General features: G+C 60.7%; 20 protein-coding genes, 1 tRNA gene and 1 pseudogene. 5 read left to right on the top strand and 17 right to left on the bottom strand.

From position 1 onward, the window contains the following. Nucleotides 1-42: 42 nt before the first annotated feature. Nucleotides 43-1,101 carry a quinolinate synthase NadA gene (nadA, locus tag GN234_RS24930; protein WP_109753819.1) on the bottom strand — a complete coding sequence of 353 codons (1,059 nt, stop codon included), beginning with the start codon at nt 1,099-1,101 and terminating at the stop codon, nt 43-45. A gap of 496 nt (nt 1,102-1,597) precedes the next feature. Between nadA and GN234_RS24925 the strand changes: the two genes are divergently transcribed. From GN234_RS24925 to GN234_RS24905, 5 genes are all read left to right on the top strand, one after another. After that, complete coding sequence (locus GN234_RS24925; RefSeq protein WP_109753818.1) at nt 1,598-3,406, top strand: copper resistance system multicopper oxidase; 1,809 nt, start codon at nt 1,598-1,600, stop codon at nt 3,404-3,406. Nucleotides 3,407-3,449: 43 nt separating this feature from the next. Further along, nucleotides 3,450-4,319 carry a copper resistance protein B gene (locus tag GN234_RS24920; RefSeq protein ID WP_411828794.1) on the top strand — a complete coding sequence of 290 codons (870 nt, stop codon included), beginning with the start codon at nt 3,450-3,452 and terminating at the stop codon, nt 4,317-4,319. A 52-nt stretch (nt 4,320-4,371) separates the two neighbouring features. Continuing rightward, nucleotides 4,372-4,758 (top strand): copper homeostasis periplasmic binding protein CopC, encoded by a 387-nt coding sequence (gene copC, locus GN234_RS24915; RefSeq protein WP_109753816.1) that lies wholly within the window; start codon nt 4,372-4,374, stop codon nt 4,756-4,758. A 4-nt stretch (nt 4,759-4,762) separates the two neighbouring features. Further along, nucleotides 4,763-5,674, top strand: a complete 912-nt coding sequence (copD, locus tag GN234_RS24910) for a copper homeostasis membrane protein CopD (RefSeq protein WP_176689218.1) — start codon at nt 4,763-4,765, stop codon at nt 5,672-5,674. A gap of 103 nt (nt 5,675-5,777) precedes the next feature. Next, nucleotides 5,778-6,965 (top strand): cyanate transporter, encoded by a 1,188-nt coding sequence (locus GN234_RS24905; RefSeq protein ID WP_176689217.1) that lies wholly within the window; start codon nt 5,778-5,780, stop codon nt 6,963-6,965. 5 nt (nt 6,966-6,970) lie between these two features. Here GN234_RS24905 and GN234_RS24900 read toward each other — a convergent pair whose 3' ends face one another. The 16 genes and pseudogenes from GN234_RS24900 to aspS all read right to left on the bottom strand — a co-directional run bounded on the left by GN234_RS24900 (nt 6,971) and on the right by aspS (nt 20,230). Further along, nucleotides 6,971-7,798 (bottom strand): hypothetical protein, encoded by an 828-nt coding sequence (locus tag GN234_RS24900; protein WP_176689216.1) that lies wholly within the window; start codon nt 7,796-7,798, stop codon nt 6,971-6,973. Nucleotides 7,799-7,898: 100 nt separating this feature from the next. Continuing rightward, nucleotides 7,899-7,974 (bottom strand) — tRNA-Lys (locus GN234_RS24895). Between the two features lie 63 nt (nt 7,975-8,037). Continuing rightward, nucleotides 8,038-8,712 (bottom strand): 7-cyano-7-deazaguanine synthase QueC, encoded by a 675-nt coding sequence (gene queC / locus GN234_RS24890; protein ID WP_176689633.1) that lies wholly within the window; start codon nt 8,710-8,712, stop codon nt 8,038-8,040. 16 nt (nt 8,713-8,728) lie between these two features. Beyond that, nucleotides 8,729-9,376: a 7-carboxy-7-deazaguanine synthase QueE gene (queE, locus tag GN234_RS24885; RefSeq protein WP_109753811.1), complete on the bottom strand. Its 648-nt coding sequence runs from the start codon at nt 9,374-9,376 to the stop codon at nt 8,729-8,731. 167 nt (nt 9,377-9,543) lie between these two features. After that, nucleotides 9,544-10,389 (bottom strand): tol-pal system protein YbgF, encoded by an 846-nt coding sequence (gene ybgF / locus GN234_RS24880; protein ID WP_176689215.1) that lies wholly within the window; start codon nt 10,387-10,389, stop codon nt 9,544-9,546. Between the two features lie 6 nt (nt 10,390-10,395). Beyond that, nucleotides 10,396-10,893, bottom strand: a complete 498-nt coding sequence (gene pal / locus GN234_RS24875) for a peptidoglycan-associated lipoprotein Pal (protein WP_003178634.1) — start codon at nt 10,891-10,893, stop codon at nt 10,396-10,398. 52 nt (nt 10,894-10,945) lie between these two features. After that, the gene (gene tolB, locus GN234_RS24870; protein ID WP_109753809.1) at nt 10,946-12,247 is read right to left on the bottom strand and encodes a Tol-Pal system beta propeller repeat protein TolB; all 1,302 of its coding nucleotides are present in this window, start codon (nt 12,245-12,247) and stop codon (nt 10,946-10,948) included. Beyond that, on the bottom strand, nt 12,244-13,323 hold the full coding sequence (tolA, locus tag GN234_RS24865; protein ID WP_109753808.1) for a cell envelope integrity protein TolA: 1,080 nt from the start codon (nt 13,321-13,323) through the stop codon (nt 12,244-12,246). The genes tolB and tolA overlap by 4 nt, the downstream gene beginning before the upstream one ends. Beyond that, on the bottom strand, nt 13,323-13,775 hold the full coding sequence (gene tolR, locus GN234_RS24860) for a protein TolR (protein ID WP_161798348.1): 453 nt from the start codon (nt 13,773-13,775) through the stop codon (nt 13,323-13,325). The genes tolA and tolR overlap by 1 nt, the downstream gene beginning before the upstream one ends. A 23-nt stretch (nt 13,776-13,798) precedes the next feature. Then, on the bottom strand, nt 13,799-14,494 hold the full coding sequence (tolQ, locus tag GN234_RS24855; protein ID WP_014339916.1) for a protein TolQ: 696 nt from the start codon (nt 14,492-14,494) through the stop codon (nt 13,799-13,801). Beyond that, nucleotides 14,484-14,951 (bottom strand): tol-pal system-associated acyl-CoA thioesterase, encoded by a 468-nt coding sequence (gene ybgC / locus GN234_RS24850; protein WP_003205037.1) that lies wholly within the window; start codon nt 14,949-14,951, stop codon nt 14,484-14,486. The genes tolQ and ybgC overlap by 11 nt, the downstream gene beginning before the upstream one ends. A gap of 127 nt (nt 14,952-15,078) precedes the next feature. Further along, a complete protein-coding gene (ruvB, locus tag GN234_RS24845; protein ID WP_109753807.1) occupies nt 15,079-16,140 on the bottom strand; it encodes a Holliday junction branch migration DNA helicase RuvB in 1,062 nt (353 codons plus the stop codon). After that, nucleotides 16,141-16,749 (bottom strand): Holliday junction branch migration protein RuvA, encoded by a 609-nt coding sequence (gene ruvA / locus GN234_RS24840; RefSeq protein ID WP_116833326.1) that lies wholly within the window; start codon nt 16,747-16,749, stop codon nt 16,141-16,143. Between the two features lie 114 nt (nt 16,750-16,863). Further along, a pseudogene (gene ruvC, locus GN234_RS24835) lies at nt 16,864-17,389 on the bottom strand (crossover junction endodeoxyribonuclease RuvC). Nucleotides 17,390-17,585: 196 nt separating this feature from the next. Continuing rightward, on the bottom strand, nt 17,586-18,332 hold the full coding sequence (locus GN234_RS24830) for a YebC/PmpR family DNA-binding transcriptional regulator (RefSeq protein ID WP_134925567.1): 747 nt from the start codon (nt 18,330-18,332) through the stop codon (nt 17,586-17,588). A 122-nt stretch (nt 18,333-18,454) separates the two neighbouring features. Beyond that, on the bottom strand, nt 18,455-20,230 hold the full coding sequence (aspS, locus tag GN234_RS24825; protein ID WP_109753805.1) for an aspartate--tRNA ligase: 1,776 nt from the start codon (nt 20,228-20,230) through the stop codon (nt 18,455-18,457). Between the last annotated feature and the right edge of the window lie 30 nt (nt 20,231-20,260).

Below are 20,260 nucleotides of genomic sequence, written 5' to 3'. Positions count from 1 at the left end.
TCGCCACAGAAAGCCCTACGCGCCTGAAAATCTTATTCAGCCTCAAGCATTCCCCGCCAGCTTCATCCGCGCCGCCTGGGTAAAGTCCAGCATGCGCTTGAGCGGGCGAATGGCCTGGGGAATCAAAGCCGGGTCGACGAATATCTCATTGGCGCCTTCCTGCAGGCTCTTGAGCGTGCGCTCCAGGGTGTTCATCGCCATCCACGGGCAGTGTGCGCAACTGCGGCACGCCGCGCCGTTGCCAGCGGTAGGAGCCTCGATGAAGACCTTGTCCGGGCACAGCTGCTGCATCTTGTAGAAGATACCCCGGTCGGTGGCGACGATCAGCGTCTTGTTCGGCAGGGTCTGGGCCGCGGCGATCAACTGGCTGGTGGAGCCCACGGCATCGGCCAGTTCAATCACCGATGTCGGCGACTCCGGGTGCACCAGGATCGCGGCATCCGGGTATAGCGCCTTCATGTCCTCCAACTGCTTGGACTTGAACTCTTCGTGGACGATACAGGCACCGTCCCAGAGCAGCATGTCGGCACCGGTCTTGCGCTGGATGTAAGTCCCCAGATGCTTGTCCGGGCCCCAGATGATGGTTTCGCCGTTGTCCATCAGGCTCTCGACGATTTCCAGCGCACAACTGGAGGTCACTACCCAGTCGGCCCGGGCTTTGACTGCCGCCGAGGTATTGGCATACACCACCACGGTGCGCTCCGGATGCTGGTCGCAGAACGCCGAGAACTCGTCCACCGGGCAGCCCAGGTCCAGGGAGCAGGTGGCTTCCAGGGTCGGCATCAGCACACGTTTTTCGGGGTTGAGGATCTTGGCGGTCTCGCCCATGAACTTGACCCCCGCCACCACCACGGTCTTGGCCGGGTGAGCATTGCCGAAGCGGGCCATTTCCAGGGAGTCGGACACACAACCACCGGTCTCTTCGGCCAGGGCCTGGATGACCGGGTCGCAATAGAAGTGCGCGACCAGCACTGCGTCCTGAGCCTTGAGCTCGGCAGCGATGGCGGCGCGGTACCAGGCCTCTTGCTCGGCGCTCAGCGGCTTGGGCTGCTTGGCGTCGAGATGGGCCTGGACCAGAAGGCGTTCGGAAATTTGCGTCATGTTCGCAAGACCTGCAAGCGCGTTTAGCGCGAAAGTCGAGTATACACCCGGCTCCGGACCACTCGGGTACCGCCGGGAAAGTGGGTATCAATCAGGCACGGGACAGCGTGAAGCCGGCAAGGCTACAGAATATCCCGCCGTTGCAAAAGATCATTCTGACCTGCGTCCTGGCAGACGCATCAAGGCTATAAGGTCGAACACAAAATCTGTGGCGAGGGGATTTATCCCCGCTGGGCCGCGAAGCGGTCCTAAACCCAATCAGCGCGCTGTATCAGGGCAGTTGCATTCACCTTTTTCCGGGGCTGCTTCGCAGCCCGACGGGGATAAATCCCCTCGCCACAAGTTTTGTATTCACCAAGGCAATGGCTGACTTCTGCCCCTGCCAAGCTGACTGAAATGTAATCACTTGTCGCGCTGGCTTATGTCATCTTCTTTTCAAACCTGCACAGGGAACTGTTCCTGTGCTCGCTGCGAATCGACTGACGGACTTCCATCGATGCAAACAAAAACTTCCCGGCGAACCTTCGTCAAAGGCCTGACCGCCGGTGGCATCCTGGGTGGCCTGGGGTTATGGCGCGCGCCCGTCTGGGCAGTCACCAGCCCCGGCCAGCCCAACGTGCTGACAGGCACCGAATTCGACCTGTTCATCGGCGAAAGCCCGGTCAACTTCACCGGTAGCCCACGCACCGCCCAGACCATCAACGGCGGCATCCCCGGCCCCCTGCTGCGCTGGCGTGAAGGCGACACCGTGACCCTGCGGGTGCGCAACCGCTTGAAGGACACCACCTCCATCCACTGGCACGGTATTTTGCTGCCGGCCAACATGGATGGCGTTCCGGGACTGAGCTTCAAAGGCATCGAACCCGACGGCATGTACGTGTATCAGTTCAAGGTCCGACAGAACGGCACCTACTGGTACCACAGCCATTCCGGTTTCCAGGAACAGTCCGGGGTCTACGGCCCGCTGGTGATTGACGCCAGGGAACCCGAGCCTTTCCAGTACGAACGCGATTACGTCGTGATGCTCACCGACTGGACCGATGAAGAGCCCGGCGACATCCTTCGCAAGCTCAAGAAACAGTCGGACTACTACAACTACAACAAGCGCACCGTCGGCGACTTCATAGACGATGTGGGCAAGAACGGCTGGGCCAGCACCGTGGCCGATCGCAAGATGTGGGCCGAGATGAAGATGAATCCCACTGACCTGGCCGACGTCAGCGGCGCCACCTACACCTACCTCATGAACGGACAGGCGCCGGACATGAACTGGACCGGCCTGTTCAAGCCAGGCGAACGTCTTCGCCTGCGCTTTATCAACGGCTCGTCCATGAGCTATTTCGATGTGCGCATTCCCGGCTTGAAGATGACGGTGGTGGCGTCTGACGGCCAATACGTCAAACCGGTGAGCGTCGATGAGTTCCGGATCGCCGTGGCGGAGACCTATGACGTCATCATCGAACCGACCCAAGAGGCCTACACCCTGTTCGCCCAGTCCATGGACCGCACCGGGTACGCCCGTGGCACCCTCGCGGCCAGGGCCGGGCTGTCAGCGCCAGTGCCGCCACTGGACCCGCGGCCATTGGTGACCATGGACGACATGGGCATGGGAGGCATGGACCACGGCAGCATGGGGCAAATGAGTGGCATGGACCATGGCTCGATGCAGGGCATGGCGGGGATGGACGACAGCCCGATGCAAGGCATGGATCACAGCCAGATGCAGGGTATGGGTGACATGGCCGGTATGGATCACGGTGCCATGCAGGGCATGGACGGCATGCTCTCGCACCCCGACACCGAGAAAGACAACCCCCTGGTGGACATGCAGGCCATGAGCGTCAAGCCCAAGCTCGACGACCCGGGCATGGGGCTGCGCAACAACGGCCGCAAAGTGCTGACCTACTCAGACCTGCGCAGCACTTTTCCTGACCCCGACGGCCGCGAGCCTGGCCGCACGATCGAGCTGCACCTGACCGGGCACATGGAGAAATTCGTCTGGTCGTTCAACGGCGTGAAGTTTGCCGACGCCGCACCGCTGCTGCTCAAGTACGGCGAACGACTGCGCATCGTGTTGATCAACGACACCATGATGACACACCCCATCCACCTGCACGGCATGTGGAGCGACCTGGAGGATGAGAACGGCCAGTTCATGGTCCGCAAGCACACCATCGACGTGCCACCGGGCTCCCGGCGCAGCTACCGGGTCACCGCCGATGCCCTCGGGCGCTGGGCGTATCACTGCCATCTGCTGTTTCACATGGAAATGGGGATGTTTCGTGAAGTTCGGGTGCAGGAATGAGGAAGCGACCATGACCATGATTGTGAAGTACCCCGCCCTGCCCATGGCCATCCTTGCCCTTGGCAGCAGCATCTCGGCCTGGGCAGCGAGCAACGACATGCCGGGCATGGATCACAGCCAGATGCCGGGAATGGACCATAGCCAGATGCAAGGCATGGACTCGATGCAGGGCATGGAGTCCATGCAATCGCCCCCTGCCACCAGTCGCACGCCGATCCCGGAACTGACCGCCGCCGACCGCGCCGCCGTCTACGAGGATCACGGTGGACACGCGGTACATGACAGCGCCATCAACTCGTTCTTTCTCATCGACCAACTGGAGTGGCAGGACGCCGACGATGGCAGCGCCCTGAGTTGGGATGCCTCGGGCTGGATCGGCGGTGACATCGACCGTCTGTGGCTGCGTTCCGAAGGCGAACGCCTCAACGGCAAGACTGAAGAAGCCGAACTCCAGGCCTTGTGGGGCCACGCCATCAGTCCCTGGTGGGACGTGGTGGCCGGCGTGCGCCAGGACTTCAAGCCAGGCGATCCGCAAACCTGGGCCGCCCTGGGCGTGCAAGGCATGGCGCTGTACAACTTCGAAGCCGAGGCCACCGCGTTCATCGGTGAAGGCGGCCAGAGCGCGGCGCGCCTGGAAGGCGACTACGACATCTTGCTGACCAATCGGTTGATCCTTCAGCCCACCGCCGAGGTCAACTTCTATGGCAAGAACGATCCCGCCCGAGGCATCGGCTCAGGGTTGTCAGACAGCGAACTCGGCGTGCGGCTGCGTTATGAAATACGCCGCGAATTCGCGCCCTACATTGGCGTCACCTGGAACCGCGTCTACGGCAACACCGCCGATTACGCCCGGGAAGAAGGCGAAGACCGCAGCGAGGCACGCCTGGTACTGGGCCTGCGCATGTGGTTCTGACCCGCTGACCTTTTTCACTAAAAACTAAAAACCGAGCTGTAGGAGTCCTTGCATGTCACTCATCAAAAACGCTGTCGTTGCCGTCGCCTTGTCCACTGGCCTGTTGCTCAGTGGCCTGGCCCAGGCCCATCCGAAACTGCTGTCCTCCACCCCCGCCGAAGGCGCCGATGGGGCGGCGCCGGCAAAAATAGAACTGCACTTCTCCGAGAACCTGATGACCAAACTCTCCGGTGCCAAGCTGATGATGACCGAGATGCCCGGCATGGCGGCCCATGCGCCGATGCCCATGCCAGCCAAGGTCTCCGGCAGCGATGACCCGAAAACCATGGTCATTACCCCGAATACGCCTCTCACCGCTGGCACCTATCAGGTCCAGTGGCGCGCGGTATCGTCCGACACTCACCCGATCACCGGCAACGTCACGTTCAAGGTGAAGTGAGTTGATGAGCGATTCGATCAACATTGTGCTGCGCTTTGCCCTGTACCTGGATTTGATGTTGCTGTTCGGCCTGGCCGCGTTCGGTCTTTATAGCCTGCGAGGCCAGGAGCGGGTGTCGGGTGCGCAGTTGCCTTTCGCGCCGCTGCTGGCGACCACGGCGGTGCTGGGTGGGTTGCTCTCCCTCGCCGCCATGGTGTGCATGACCTGGGCCATGAGCGGCGTTTCGGACTGGATCGAGCTGTGGCCGCACATTGAAATGATGGTATGGGAAACCGACGTCGGCTTGAGTTGGACCCTGCGCATGGTGGCGCTGCTGCTGGCCGGTTTCGCCGTGACGCTCAATAAACGCTGGCCGACCGCCAGCCTGGGCCTGGTCCTGCTGGGCGGAGCCGTGGCTTTGGCGACGCTGGCCTGGGCAGGGCACGGTGCGATGGACGAAGGCGCACGCCGCAGTTGGCACTTCATCACCGACTTCCTGCACCTATGGGCGGCGGGTGGCTGGGTCGGCGCCTTGGCCGCGTTCGCCCTGCTGCTTCGCCAGTCCGAGCCTCGCTTGGCGGTACTGGCCCGGACATTGACCGGGTTTGAAACCGCCGGGGCGGTGATCGTGGTGGTCATCAGCGTGACAGGGGTGATCAATTACCTGTTCATCGTCGGCCCAAGTATCACGGGGCTACTCGACAGCACCTATGGTCAGTTGCTGGCGCTCAAACTCACCTTGTTCGCGGTCATGCTGGTGTTCGCCGCGCTGAACCGTTTTCACCTGAGCCCACTCCTGGAGAACGCCCGACAGACCGGTGAGCACCGGGTCGCGGTGAATGCCCTGCGGCGCAGCATGGTCCTGGAGTTCTCTGTGGCAGTGGTCATTCTCGGCTTCGTGGCGTGGTTGGGGACGCTGAGCCCGGAGATGGAATAACCGAGGGCGGTATTTAATTTTTCAATACCACCAGCCAGTTTTCAGTTTGCCCGCCGCAAGACGCCCAGGCCTAAATGGGGCCTTGTCCAACCAAGGCCCTGTCATGGAAAACGTTCGAACCTCAAGCACCCACGCCGCCTGGCTGCTGGTCAGCATCGCGTTGGTGGCGCTGAACCTACGGCCCTCGATGGCGGCGGTCGGACCGCTGCTGTCCGCCATTCGCGGCGAGGTCCCCCTGAATTTCAGCACCGCCTCGCTGTTGACCATGTTGCCCGTCATGTCGATGGGCCTGGCAATGTTCCTGGGCATGCGCATCGCCCTGCGCATCGGTGAACACCGCACCATCGTGCTGTCGCTGTTGATCATTGGGCTCGCCACGGCGTCGCGCTTGTATCTGGACAGCGCCGCCGGACTGATTGCCAGTGCGATCGTGGCCGGGCTCGGGATCGCCTTGATCCAGGCCGTGATGCCGGCACTGATCAAGTCGCGCTTCGCCGACAACGTCTCGCTGCTCATGGGCTTGTACGTCACGTCCATCATGGGCGGTGCGGCGATTGCCGCTTCGTTTTCACCTTTTGTCCTGGCACAGACCGGTAGCTGGCGCCTCGGCCTGGCAATCTGGGCATTGCTGGCGCTGATCGCCCTCGGCAGCTGGTACGGCCAACGCTCGAGCATCACCTCCTTGCCCGAAGAAGCGTCCCGGCATCACGAAACGTTTTCCAGCAACGCGCGGGCCTGGCTGCTGGCGATTTTCTTTGGCCTGGGCACCGCCTCCTACACTTGCGTGCTGGCCTGGCTGGCGCCGTACTACGTGGAAAAGGGCTGGAGCGAACAGCACGCGGGCCTGCTGCTGGGATTGCTTACGGCAATGGAAGTGTTGTCCGGCCTGGTCGTTCCGGCGATAGCCAACAGCAGCCGGGATAAACGCCTGGTCCTGGGCGTCCTGCTGGCCCTGATCATCGGCTGCTTCTGCGGCCTGATCCTCAGCCCGGAACACTTCAGCCTGCTCTGGCCCTGCCTGCTGGGACTGGGTATCGGCGGCCTGTTCCCCATGAGCCTGATCGTGTCCCTCGACCACCTGGACAACCCACGCCGGGCCGGCGGTCTTACGGCGTTCGTGCAGGGTGTGGGCTATCTCATCGCCGGGCTCTCGCCTTTGATTGCCGGGATGATCCGCGATCAATTGGGCAGTTTCGAGTGGGCCTGGTGGTCGCTCACGGCGATCATGGCGTTGATGATGGTGATGGTATTGCGGTTTGACCCAAAGGGTTATGGGCGACACATCCGCTAACGCTGCTACTTTGTCCCGGTAAAAAAACGACCGCTGAGCTCTCTCAAGGCCCGGGCTTTCTCCTCGATATCGTTCGACAAGCGCAGTTGCAAGGGATCTTCGTCAACAACGGAAGTGGCCGCCGTGTAGGACAGCAGGTAACTGGAAAGGCCACTCTTCCAGGCGAGGATGCCGATCGCCTTGGTCAGCTCGTTCAGGTTCAGCGGCAGCGCATCCTCAATGGTGAACAAACCGATACCGTAATTGGGGTCGAACAACACCAGCTTGTCCCCGCCTCGGATGATGTAGCCGATATGATTGGTCAGCCATTTGGAATTTTTCAGGTAGGACGCATAACCCAGCACTGGAAACCATCCCGATAAGCTCAGGAGAACTTTGCAACCTCGCGCTTCATATTCGGGTTTATGCAGGTCACCGCAGACGTCGCGGGTTTTCTGGTATCGGCCCAGGACGGCCTGCAGCGTTTCGGCCGTGTTGAGGCTGGAATTGATCTTCAGCAACGCCGCCTTGGCTCTTACAAAAGCGACATGTTCGACCCAATGCCCAAAATCGGGTTGGCCTTCCACGTCATAGGCACCCACGGCAGCGCCGACCATGGCGGTTACCCCGGCGCACCATCCGCCCTTGATATCAGCCTTGATATCCTTGACCTGATCGAAGGGAGCAAACTGGGTAATTCGCAGCTTCATGTCGAATCCTCCTTGATCGAACCTCGCGCACTTTATGAACGAGATGCGCGCTGCGCTTGAACAGGGAGCGGGCTTCAACAGTCTAGGAGCTGAGACCATTTTTTCCAGGTTAATGGCGTAGTCCCCCAAGGACTGCCATGACACCGGCCAGATTCGGGATTCGTCCGGCCACTTTCTCGCAGGCAAAAAAAATCCGGAAATCCTCACTTTCGTGGGCCTTCCAGACTTTTAAAACTGCAAAAAATGGTGGGTCGTGTGGGATTCGAACCTACGACCAATTGGTTAAAAGCCAACTGCTCTACCAACTGAGCTAACGACCCGCTGTGTGGTGGCGCGTATAATACTGATTTCTAAGGACTATTCAACACTTAATTTGAAATAAATCAAAAATAACGAGTTGGATCGCTTACACCCGCGGCCGCGAAGCCTTCCGCACGCAGGCGGCAGCTGTCGCACTTGCCGCAAGCACGGCCCTGATCGTCGGCCTGGTAGCAGGAAACAGTGAGCCCGTAGTCCACGCCAAGCTTCACACCGGCCTTGACGATGTCGGCCTTGCTGAGATTCTGCAGCGGCGCCTGGATGCGAAAGCCCTGCCCTTCCACGCCGGCCTTGGTCGCCAGGTTGGCCATGCGCTCGAAGGCTTCGACGAACTCCGGACGGCAATCCGGGTAACCGGAATAATCCACGGCATTGACGCCAATGAAAATGTCACGGGCACCCAGCACTTCGGCCCAGCCCAATGCCAATGACAGGAACACGGTGTTGCGCGCTGGCACATACGTCACCGGAATACCTTCGCCAGGCGCCTCGGGCACGTCGATGGAACTGTCGGTCAAGGCCGAGCCGCCGATGCCATTGAGGTTCAGGCCGATCACTTTGTGCTCCACCACACCCTGGTCCCGGGCAACTCGTTCGGCGGCGTGCAGTTCAGCTCGGTGGCGCTGGCCATAGTCGAAACTCATGGTGTAGCAGCGGTAACCCTCGGCACGGGCCACGGCCACGACAGTGGCCGAATCCAGGCCACCGGACAGCAGGATGACCGCACGTTTTTCCGCAATGTTCGAATCAGTCATATCAGCGCCCCGGCTCGTCGTTCCAAAGATATTTATGCAACTGCAATTGCAGGCGCACCGGCAGGTTATCCGCCACCACCCAGTCCGCCAGCTCCCGGGCACTCAAATCGTGATGGCTCGGCGACAACAACACTTCGCCGGCCCGCTGGTCGAGTCCGTACTGGATCAGCTTGGACACGGCCCAGTCATAATCTTCCCGCGAACAGATCACGAACTTGACCTGATCGTTGGGTGTCAGCAGTTCGATATTCTCGTAACGGTTGCGGTGCGCTTCCTTGGAGCCTGGAGTCTTCAGGTCCACGACGCGACTGACGCGCGGGTCGACGGCCGAGATATCCAGGGCGCCGCTGGTCTCCAGCGAAACCTCGTAACCGGCATCACACAACTGCTTGAGCAAAGGGATGGCATTGGGTTGCGCCAATGGCTCACCGCCCGTGACACAGACATAACGCGGACGATAACTGGCCACTTGTTCCAAGATATCGTCGAGGGTTCGCAAGGTGCCGCCGCTGAAAGCGTAGGCGCTGTCACAGTATTGGCAACGCAACGGGCAACCGGTGAGGCGCACAAATACCGTGGGCAGCCCAGCCGTGCGCGTTTCACCCTGCAACGAGTAAAAAACTTCGGTGATTCTCAATGTGTCTTGCATAGTCGCCACGGGCGTAACAGCTAAACAGGCTGTCCGCCTCCGTCAGGCACTTCAAGGAACCCCGCCAACGCGCAGATCCCAAAAAGCGTGTTTCATAAAAAGGGCGTGAATTCTAACGAAAAAACCCGCGACAGGCGCGGGTTTCTTCAAAAACAGGTCAAGCTGGCTTACATGCGTTGCAGATCACGCTGGGCCAACTGGGCAGCCGACGTACCCGGATATTGGGCCACCACCTGCTGCAGAATGCCTTTCACCTTGTCGGTATGACCAAGGCGGCGCTCTACGTCAGCCAGCTTGTACAGCGAATCCGGCACCTTGGCGTGCTTGGGATACAACTGCGAAACCTTGGCGAACGCCTGGCCAGCGCCTTGCAGGTCGCCCTTGGCCAGGTTCACTTCGCCCAGCCAATATTGGGCATTGCCCGCGTACTGGCTGTTTGGGTATTTGCGCAGGAAAGCGGCAAAGGCCTGGCTGGCCTTGTCGAAATCCTTGGCCTTGATCAGGTCGAAGGCCGCGTCGTAATAGAGCTTTTCCTTCGCCGGATCAGCGGGCTCGCCACCGGCGGCAGGTGCTGCTGGAGCAGCAGCCCCCGCGCCAGCGCCAGCGCCAGCGGCTGCACCGGGGGCGTTCAAGTCGCCACCGGCAGGAGAATTCTCGGGAGTCGCGGCAGGTGCAACGCCGGATCCTATGCGCCGATCAAGATCCTGGTATCGCTCCAGGTTTTCCTGCTTCATGCGCGAAATATCATTTTGCAGTTCTTCGATCACACCCTGTTGGCGCGATATCTGATCCTGCATTTGCTGCAGTTGGTTGAACAGCTGGCCCTGTGCCGAGACAGGGGCCGAAACCCTTCCCCCGGCATAGGCGCCGTTCGTACCGTAACCTGCAGGCGGATAACTGCTCCCGCTATTGTTATAGCCGGCATCGTTATCGACCACAGGAACCGCAGCCCACGCCGCAAGCGGCGCGAGGCTGAGAGCCAGAACAGTTACAGCACGACGGCACGTTCGCATGACGAATTACTTACGCAGTTCGACGCGACGGTTTTGAGCCCAGGACTGCTCGTCGTTGCCGGTAGCAACTGGACGCTCTTCGCCGTAGGAAACCAGTTCCAGCTGAGCTGGGGAAACACCTTGCAGTACCAGGTAGCGTTGAACGGCTTTCGCACGACGCTCGCCCAGTGCCATGTTGTACTCACGAGTACCACGTTCGTCGGTGTTGCCTTCCAGAACAACGCGAGCGCCGTTTGCTTTCAGGTCCTTGGCGTGAACGTCCAGAGCGCGCATGGCTTCTGGCTTCAGGTCCGAGCTGTCGTATTCGAAGTAGAAGGTGGTGATTGCGCGCAGAGCAGCTTCTTCGCTCAGGGAGCCGTCAACTGCACCAGTGTTAGCGCCGTAACCAGCGTTTGGATCAACAGCGCCTTCACCGGCATTGTCGCCGCCTTTGGACGAGCAACCTACAGCTACAGCCATGGCCAGAGCCAGCGCAGCAAATTTACCAAACTTCAGCATTTCCATCGTGAAACTCCTAATGAACCCCAGTGTGTTAAGTAAAACGTATAGCGCCGCGTCAGTTCAGGTAAGGGGACCAGGACGGTTCTCTGACTTCGCCTTGAGCGGTAGGAAGCGGGAGCCTCACGCGTCCATTAATGGACACGAGCATCAAGACTCCCCGGCCCTGCTGGCGGGTGGCGTAGATTACCATGGTGCCGTTGGGCGCAACAGTAGGTGACTCGTCCAGAGTGCTATCAGTGAGGATTTTTACACTTCCGCGCTGCAAATCCTGGGCCGCCACCTTGAAATTAGTGAAACCGTCCTGGCGATGGATCATCACCAGGGTCTTTTCGTCCGCCGACAGTTTAGGGTTGGCGTTGTAGTTACCCACGAACGTCACGCGTTCGGCACCGCCACCACCAGCACTGGTCTTGTAGATCTGCGGCTTGCCGCCACGGTCGGAGGTAAAGTAGATGGTCGAGCCATCCTTGCCCCAGAACGGTTCGGTGTTGATGCCTGGGCCATTGGTGACGCGGGAGATCGAACGCGAAGCCAGGTTCATCACGTAGACGTCCGGGTTACCGTCCTTGGACAGCACGAACGCCAGGCGCGAGCCGTCCGGCGACCAGGCTGGCGCGCCGTTCAGGCCTTCGAAGTTGGTGATCTGCTCGCGGCGACCGGTGTCGATGTGCTGCATGAAGATACGTGGACGCTTCTGCTCGAACGAGACATAGGCGATGCGCTTGCCATCTGGAGCGAAACGCGGCGACAGGATCGGCTCGCGCGATTGAAGCAGGGTCACCGCACGGGCGCCGTCATAGTCGGAGCGCTGCAGGGTGTAGCGGGTGTTGTTCTCGGAGAAGCGCTCGGCCGTCACGTAGAGCATGCGGGTAGAGAATGCGCCCTTGATGCCGGTGAGTTTCTCGAACGACTGGTCGGAGATGTAGTGCGCCATGTCGCGCAACTGATCGACGCTGCCCGACACGCTGCCGGTCAGCACTTGCTGCTCGGTGGCGACGTTGAACAGGGCGTACTGCACCTGCAGGCGACCGCCGGCCGGAACGATGCTGCCGACCATGATGTACTGGGCGCCCAGGGCCTTCCAGTCACGGTAGATGACTTCGCTGGCCTGGGTCGGCAGGCTGATCATGTTCTGCTTGGGGATCGGCGCGTAGTAACCCGAGTTGCGCAGGTCGTTGCCGATGATCTCCGCCATGTCATCCGGCAGGACGCTACCGCCCTGCCAGCCGAACGGTACGACGGCGATCGGGGTCGCCCGGTCGCTGCCGCTGGTGACCAGGATGTTCTTTTCCTCTGCTACCGCTATCCCTGCCAGGCAGCAGATAACGACAAGCATTCCTCGAAGAAGGTTTCTCACAAGGCTAGATCCTCAGGTGTGAATGTCATCTTGAATGAACGATAGGGAGCGAAGTCGCTCGGTTTCATTCCTTGCATTTCCGTCAATCGCCCAATGTTCTTGACCGCTGCGACCGCCGAAGCGTCGAACGGACCGTCACCACTGGACTTGGCGACGCTGACCGAGGTAACCGTACCGTCGGGCAACATGCCGATTTGCAATACTACCGTCATGCCTTTGCGCGCCGAAGGTGGACGAGCCCAGCCTTCTGCCGCTCGTGCGCGAATCAAATCATCGAAACTGCCGGCGACTTCATCGCCCTGCTCGTCAGCCAATGCCTGCTGGCGCTCCGGCGTGTCGGAAAGCAAATCTGCCAAGGCCTGGGCCTTTTTGTCTTCGGCGGATTTACGCGCTGCGTCCTGGGCCTTTTTCTTGGCGGCGTCGGCGGCGGCTTTCTTCTTCGCGTCTTCGGCGACTTTCTTTTTCGCCTCTTCGGCTTCAGCTTTCTTCTTGGCGTCTTCGGCCGCTTTTTTCTTCGCGTCCTCGACGATCTTTTTCTTCGCTTCTTCAGCGGCCGCTTTCTTGGCCTCTTCTTCAGCGGCTTTCTTGGCTTCTTCTTCGGCTTTCTTCTTGGCTATATCAGCCAATTGTTTCTCTTCTGCCTTTTTCGCCTCGGCGGCTTTCTTGGCGTCATCGGCTTTCTTGGCTTCGTCAGCCTTTTTCGCCTCTTCCGCTTTCTTCGCCTCATCGGCCTTCTTGGCTTCCTCGGCCTTTTGAGCCGCTTCCTCTTTCTTTTGTTCCGCTGCCTTTATCGCTTCCTGCTCGACCTTCTTCTGTTCCATCTGCTCGACTTCAGTCTGGCGCGCGGCGGACTTCTTCGCCTCACCCGCAAGCTTCTGGTTCGTCTGGGTCGTAGCCTGGCTTTTCGATTTGAGCTGGTACAACGTCGCCTGCACGATCGGCTTGGCCGGCGGCAGCTCCGGAGTCATGGCAAAACTGACGAACAGCATGCCGAACACCAGCACATGCAGGCCGATTGCCAGGACACTGGGCCAGAAGTAGCTTTCCGAGGCGGACGGCTCTCGCTGTTGCTGCATCAGGGCGCCTCAGTGATCAAGCCAACGTTACCGACCCCGGCTTTCTGCAAACCGCCCATGGCGCCCATCACCGCACCGTAGTCGACGGTCTTGTCGCCGCGAATGAAAACCTGGGTGCGCTTGCCGGCATCGTTGCCGACACGAATGATCTTGGTCACCGCATCAGTCATCTGCGGCAAGGTCATGGCGCGGTCCTGCTGCTTCTCGGTATCGACTTCGCTGCCAAGGTTCCAGTAGTAGGTCTTGTCAGCCTTGATCGAAATGGTCAGTACCTGGGTGTTGTTGTCCTGCGGCAAGGCTTCGCTGGAAACCTTGGGCAGATCGACCTTCACGCCCTGATTGAGCATCGGCGCGGTCACCATGAAGATGACCAGCAGCACCAACATCACGTCGATGTAGGGCACCACGTTCATCTCGGCAACCGGCTTGCGCTTTTTTCGGGCTCGAGCGATTAAAGCCATTGGGAAATACCTGCTTATTCTTCGCTGGTGTGCACTTTGCGGTGCAGGATCGCCTGGAATTCATCGGCGAAGGTGTAGTAACGGCCGGTCAGCATTTCGCTGCGGGCAGCGAAGCGGTTGTAGGCGATAACGGCCGGGATGGCCGCGAACAGGCCGATGGCGGTGGCGATCAGTGCCTCGGCGATGCCCGGGGCCACGGTGGCCAGGGTCGCTTGCTGGGCGGAAGCCAGGCCACGGAAGGAGTTCATGATCCCCCACACGGTACCGAACAGACCGATGTACGGGCTGACCGAACCGACGGTGGCGAGGAACGACAGGCCCTGCTCGAGCTTTTCTTCTTCGCGGGAAATGGCCACGCGCATGGCACGGGCCACGCCTTCCATCACCGCTTCAGGATCGACGCCCGGCTGCTGGCGCAAGCGGGAGAACTCCTTGAAGCCGGCACGGAAGATCTGCTCGACGCCTGAATCCGGGTCCGGGTTGCTGCCGGCCTGGCGATAGAGCTTGGACAGGTCGATACCGGACCAGAAGCGCTCTTCGAAGCTCTCCAGGGCACGGCGACCGGCGCGCAGCATGTTGCTGCGCTGAAAGATCATGATCCATGAGGTCACCGATGCGGCTACCAGGGTCAGCATTACCAGTTGCACCACGACGCTGGCATTGCTGACCAGGCTCCACATGGAGGAATGGTCGACGACGTTAGCTTCCACGCTTTATCTCCTGCTCTGAGTGTGTACCCGCGCCGCTCACGCCGGCAAAGGCCGCACGTAGAGCTTCGGGAATGGCCCGGGGTTTCAAACTATGGGTGCGCACACAGGCCACCAAAAACTGCCCTTCACAGAGCAGCACGTTATCCGTAGCCCGCCTGACCTGCTGCTTGAAGCGCAGGCTGACACGGTTCAATTCGATGACATCGGCACTTACCACCAGTTCGTCGTCCAGTCGCGCCGGCGCGTGGTAGCGCGCTTCGCTGGAATGCACGACGAATAACAGGTCCTCCCCTGCCAGCGCGGATTGGGCGAAACCCAGTTCCCGCAGCCGTTCGGTTCGAGCCCGTTCCATAAACTTGAGGTAATTGACGTAGTAGACGATGCCGCCAGCATCGGTGTCCTCGTAATAAACGCGACAGCGATGTGCGAACGACTCCAGCCCGTTTTGCGCGCGCATACTCTAGTGCTTACTCCTCAGGTTGCCAATCGGCCAGGCAACTGTTTTTTCATTCTCGAACGCATTGACGCTCCAGGCGTCGTCTGGGACAGCACGAACCGGAAAAAAGTCGGCGTACAGAGCTCGTTCAATCGTCCACGGCATCGAGGAATTCGTCTACCACCGGCATCTCACCCATTCGTGTCGGGATGTTTAAGCCAAAATGCAGATAAGCATGACGGGTCACCACGCGCCCACGAGGGGTACGCATGATGTAGCCCTGCTGGATCAGGTACGGCTCCAGCACATCTTCAATGGTGTGGCGCTCTTCGCTGATGGCCGCCGCCAGGCTGTCCACGCCTACCGGGCCACCGTCGAACTTCTCGATCATGGTCAGCAGCAGGCGCCGGTCCTGGTGATCGAAGCCACGCTCGTCGATGTCCAGCAGGTTCAGCGCCAGGTCGGCAATCGGCTTGGTGATGTGGCCCTTGGCCCGGACTTCGGCAAAATCCCGGACCCGACGCAACAGCCGGTTGGCGATCCGCGGCGTTCCCCGGGCACGCCGGGCGATTTCATAGGCACCGTCCGGGTCCAGCGGCAGCCCGAGGATACCCGCCGAGCGGCTGACAATCGTCGCCAGGTCGGCGTTGCTGTAGAACTCCAGGCGCTGGACGATACCGAAACGGTCGCGCAGCGGATTGGTCAGCATGCCGGCACGGGTGGTGGCACCCACCAGGGTAAAAGGCGGCAGGTCGAGCTTGATGGAGCGCGCGGCCGGCCCCTCGCCGATCATGATGTCGAGCTGGAAGTCTTCCATGGCCGGGTACAGCACTTCCTCGACGATGGGCGACAGCCGATGGATTTCGTCGATGAACAGCACGTCATGGGGTTCGAGATTGGTCAGCAGCGCCGCCAGGTCACCCGGCCGTTCAAGGACCGGCCCGGACGTGCTCTTGATCGACACCCCCATTTCCTGGGCAATGATGTTGGCCAGGGTGGTCTTGCCCAGGCCCGGCGGGCCGAAGATCAAGGTGTGGTCCAGGGACTCGCTGCGCCCCCGGGCCGCCTGGATGAACAGCTCCATCTGTTCGCGCACAGTCGGTTGACCGATGTAATCGGCCAGGCTGACAGGACGAATCGCGCGGTCCTGGATTTCCTCGCGGTCACGGGGGGCGCCCGTGGCGGCGATCAGACGGTCAGCTTCAATCACTTAAATCATTCCCTTCAGGGCACGACGAATCATGTCTTCCGTACTCAGGCCTTTTTCCTTGATGGCGGAAATCGCCTTGCTGGCTTCCTGCGGCTTGTAACCCAGGGAGATCAGTGCGGTGACCGCATCGTTTTCGGCGCTGACCGCAGGCATAGGCGCGTCGGGCTGGTTCGGCACCAGGGCGAACATCGCCGGCACGGCCTCCCAGGCCTTGAAGCGATCCTTGAGTTCAACCAGCAGGCGCTCGGCGGTTTTCTTGCCCACACCCGGCACCTTGGTCAGGGCCGAGGTGTCCTGGGACTGCACGCAGCGCACCAGTTCGTCGACTTCCAGACTCGACATCAAGGCCAGGGCCAGTTTCGGGCCGACGCCATTGAGACGGATCAGCTCGCGGAAGAAATCCCGCTCGCGCTTGCCGACGAAGCCATAGAGTAACTGCGCATCCTCGCGCACGACCAAATGGGTGTGCAGGGTCAGTGGCTCGCCGACCGACGGCAAGCGATACAGCGTGGTCATGGGCACTTCCAGCTCATAGCCCAGGCCGTTTACATCCAGAATCAGGTGCGGCGGCTGTTTTTCAGCCAGGGTGCCGCGCAAGCGTCCAATCACGTTTCAGATCCTTGGGTGCTGGCCAGCCCGCAGGCTGGCGAATATCAACACGAGCATAAAGGCCGACGACACAGGCACAACTTACTCGGGTTCATGAATGAAGCGCTGATGCTATCAGAGACGCAGGCGCCCGCCACGACTGCGTGCGGCTCCCAGGCCGTGAGGCAACAGACTGGAACGGGTATGGGCATGGCAAATGGCGATGGCCAGGGCGTCGGAGGCATCGATCTGCGGCTTGCTGACCAGCTTCAGCAGATGCATGACCATCATTTGCACCTGTTCCTTGTTCGCCGCCCCTGTTCCAACGACCGCCTGCTTGACCTGGGTCGCGGTGTATTCGGCAATCTCCAGGGCCTCCTCGGCACCGGCCACGATTGCCGCGCCCCGGGCCTGTCCCAGCTTCAAGGCCGAGTCGGCGTTGCGCGCCATGAAGACCTTTTCGATGCCCATGGTGACTGGGCCGTAGGTCTGGATAACCTCACGCACGCCGCGATAAACAATCTGCAGGCGCTCGTGCAGCTCACCCGCACCGGTGCGGATGCAGCCAGACGCCACATACACGCAGCCGCGCCCGGTGTCGCGAACCACGCCGTAGCCGGTGATGCGCGAACCGGGGGTCGATGCCAAGGATTAAAGTCATAGCGCCTGCGAAAGGTAATGCGGTTGCAAGAGGATACAGCTCATCAAAGGCTTGCAGTGAATCCGTGGCGAGGGAGCTTGCTCCCGCTGGGCTGCGCAGCAGACCTTTTTTGGGAGCGCTTCGCACTCCAGCGGGAGCAAGCTCCCCTCGCCACGATGATTTCAAACCAAACCTTAAGTGAGCAGCATTACACCTATCAGCCCAGCTGTTCAGCCACCGACTCCGGAATATCGGCGTTGGAATAAACGTTCTGCACATCGTCCAGGTCTTCAAGCATATCGATCAGCTTGAGCACCTTCTCGGCACCTTCCAGGTCCAGCTCGGCGCTGGTGGTCGGTTGCATGACGATTTCCGCGTCGGCCGGCTTGAACCCAGCCGCTTCCAGGGCATTACGCACGGCGTAGAAGCTGGCGAACGAAGTGAACACGTCGAACGAACCGTCTTCATGGCTGACCACATCATCGGCGTCGGCCTCCAGGGCCGCCTCCGTCAGGGCGTCTTCATCGATGCCTGGCGCGAAGCTGATTTGCCCCTTGCGCTCGAACAGATAGGCCACCGAGCCATCGGTACCCAGGTTGCCGCCGCATTTGCTGAAGGCGTGACGCACAGCGGCCGCAGTACGGTTGCGATTGTCGGTCATGCATTCGACCATCACCGCCACGCCGCCTGGGCCATAACCTTCGTAGGTCAGCTCTTCAACGTTGTCGGCCTCGGTCGCACCGGCGCCACGGGCGATGGCACGGTCGATGATGTCGCGGCTCATGTTCGCACCCAGCGCCTTGTCCAGGGCCAGGCGCAAGCGCGGGTTGGAGCCCGGATCGCCGCCGCCCTGGCGGGCCGCGACCGTCAGCTCACGGATCCACTTGGTGAAGATCTTGCCTCTCTTGGCATCCTGACGTTCTTTGCGGTGCTTGATATTCGCCCACTTGGAATGACCTGCCATAACTCGCTCCGGTTTCTCTTTGGAACATTGCCCGCCCCTGCGCGTACGCAGTGGCCGACAATCAGAAATATCGACCCCAATGAAAAGGCGCATCCGAAGATGCGCCCTCTCAGGTGCCAGCCTTACTCAGCCTTTGGCTGTTCACGCAGACGGATGTGCAACTCGCGCAGCGCCTTGGCATCCACTACACCCGGCGCCTGGGTCATGACATCGGCCGCGCTCTGGGTTTTCGGGAATGCGATCACTTCACGGATCGACTGGGCGCCGGTCATCAGCATCACCAGGCGGTCCAGGCCGAAGGCCAGGCCACCATGGGGCGGCGCACCGTACTTCAGGGCATCGAGCAGGAAGCCGAACTTTTCTTCCTGTTCCGCTTCGCTGATGCCCAGCAGGCGGAACACTGCCTGCTGCATTTCCTTGCGATGGATGCGGATCGAACCGCCACCCAATTCAGTGCCGTTCAGGACCATGTCGTAGGCGCGCGACAGAGCGGTAGCCGGGTTGGCCTCCAACTCTTGCGGCGAGCACTTCGGCGCGGTGAACGGGTGGTGCAGCGCGGAGAAGCTGCCGTCGTCGTTTTCTTCGAACATCGGGAAGTCAACGACCCACATCGGCGCCCACTCGCAGGTCAGCAGCTTCAGGTCGTGACCCAGCTTGATACGCAGCGCGCCCAGGGCTTCGCTGACGATCTTGGCCTTGTCGGCACCGAAGAACACGATGTCGCCGTCAACCGCGCCCACGCGATCGAGGATCACATTGAGGTTGGCTTCAGGGATGTTCTTCACGATTGGCGATTGCAGGCCATCCACACCGGCGGCGCGCTCGTTGACCTTGATGTACGCCAGGCCCTTGGCACCGTAGATGCCGACGAACTTGGTGTAGTCGTCGATCTGCTTGCGCGGCATGCTGGCGCCGCCTGGAACACGCAGGGCCGCGATACGGCATTTCGGGTCGTTGGCCGGGCCGCTGAACACCTTGAACTCGACGTCCTTGAGCTGATCGGCCACGTCCACCAGTTCCAGCGGGTTACGCAGGTCCGGCTTGTCGGAACCGTAGCGGCGCATGGCCTCTTCGAAGGTCATGTGCGGGAACTCGCCGAATTCCAGGCCCAGCACTTCCTTGAACAGGTTGCGGATCATGCCTTCGGTCAGGCCCATGATGTCTTTTTCGTCGAGGAAGCTGGTCTCGATGTCGATCTGAGTGAACTCAGGCTGACGGTCGGCACGCAGGTCCTCGTCGCGGAAGCACTTGGCGATCTGGTAGTAGCGATCGAACCCGGCCACCATCAGCAGTTGCTTGAACAGCTGTGGCGATTGCGGCAAGGCAAAGAAGCTGCCGGGGTGGGTACGGCTCGGCACCAGGTAGTCGCGGGCGCCTTCCGGCGTGGCGCGGGTCAGGATCGGCGTCTCGACGTCGAGGAAGCCGTTCTCGTCCAGGTAGCGGCGGATGCTGGTGGTCATGCGCGAACGCAGACGCAGCTTCTCGGCCATTTCCGGGCGACGCAGGTCGATGAAGCGGTAGCGCAGGCGGGTTTCTTCGCCTACATCGGAGTATTCGTTGAGTGGGAACGGCGGGGTTTCCGCTTCGTTGAGTACTTCCAGCTCGTAGCCCAGCACTTCGATCATGCCAGACGCCATGTTGGCGTTGCTGGCGCCGGCCGGGCGCAGGCGCACCTTGCCGGTGATCTTGACCACGTATTCGCTGCGCACGCGGTCGGCGACGGCGAAGGTTTCAGCGCGATCCGGATCGAACACCACCTGGGCCAGGCCTTCACGATCACGGATATCGAGGAAAATCACCCCGCCATGGTCACGGCGACGATGGACCCATCCGCAAAGAGTAACTTCCTGACCTTCCAGGCTTTCGTTCAGTTGGCCGCAATAATGGCTGCGCATCATGGTAGTGGTTTCACTTCTCGTAATTCGAAA

Origin of the sequence: Pseudomonas bijieensis (assembly GCF_013347965.1) — a bacterium.
Classification (GTDB): Bacteria; Pseudomonadota; Gammaproteobacteria; order Pseudomonadales; family Pseudomonadaceae; genus Aquipseudomonas; species Aquipseudomonas bijieensis.
The sequence above is the reverse complement of the archived record's forward strand: the minus strand, read 5'-3'. Positions and strand labels throughout refer to the sequence as shown.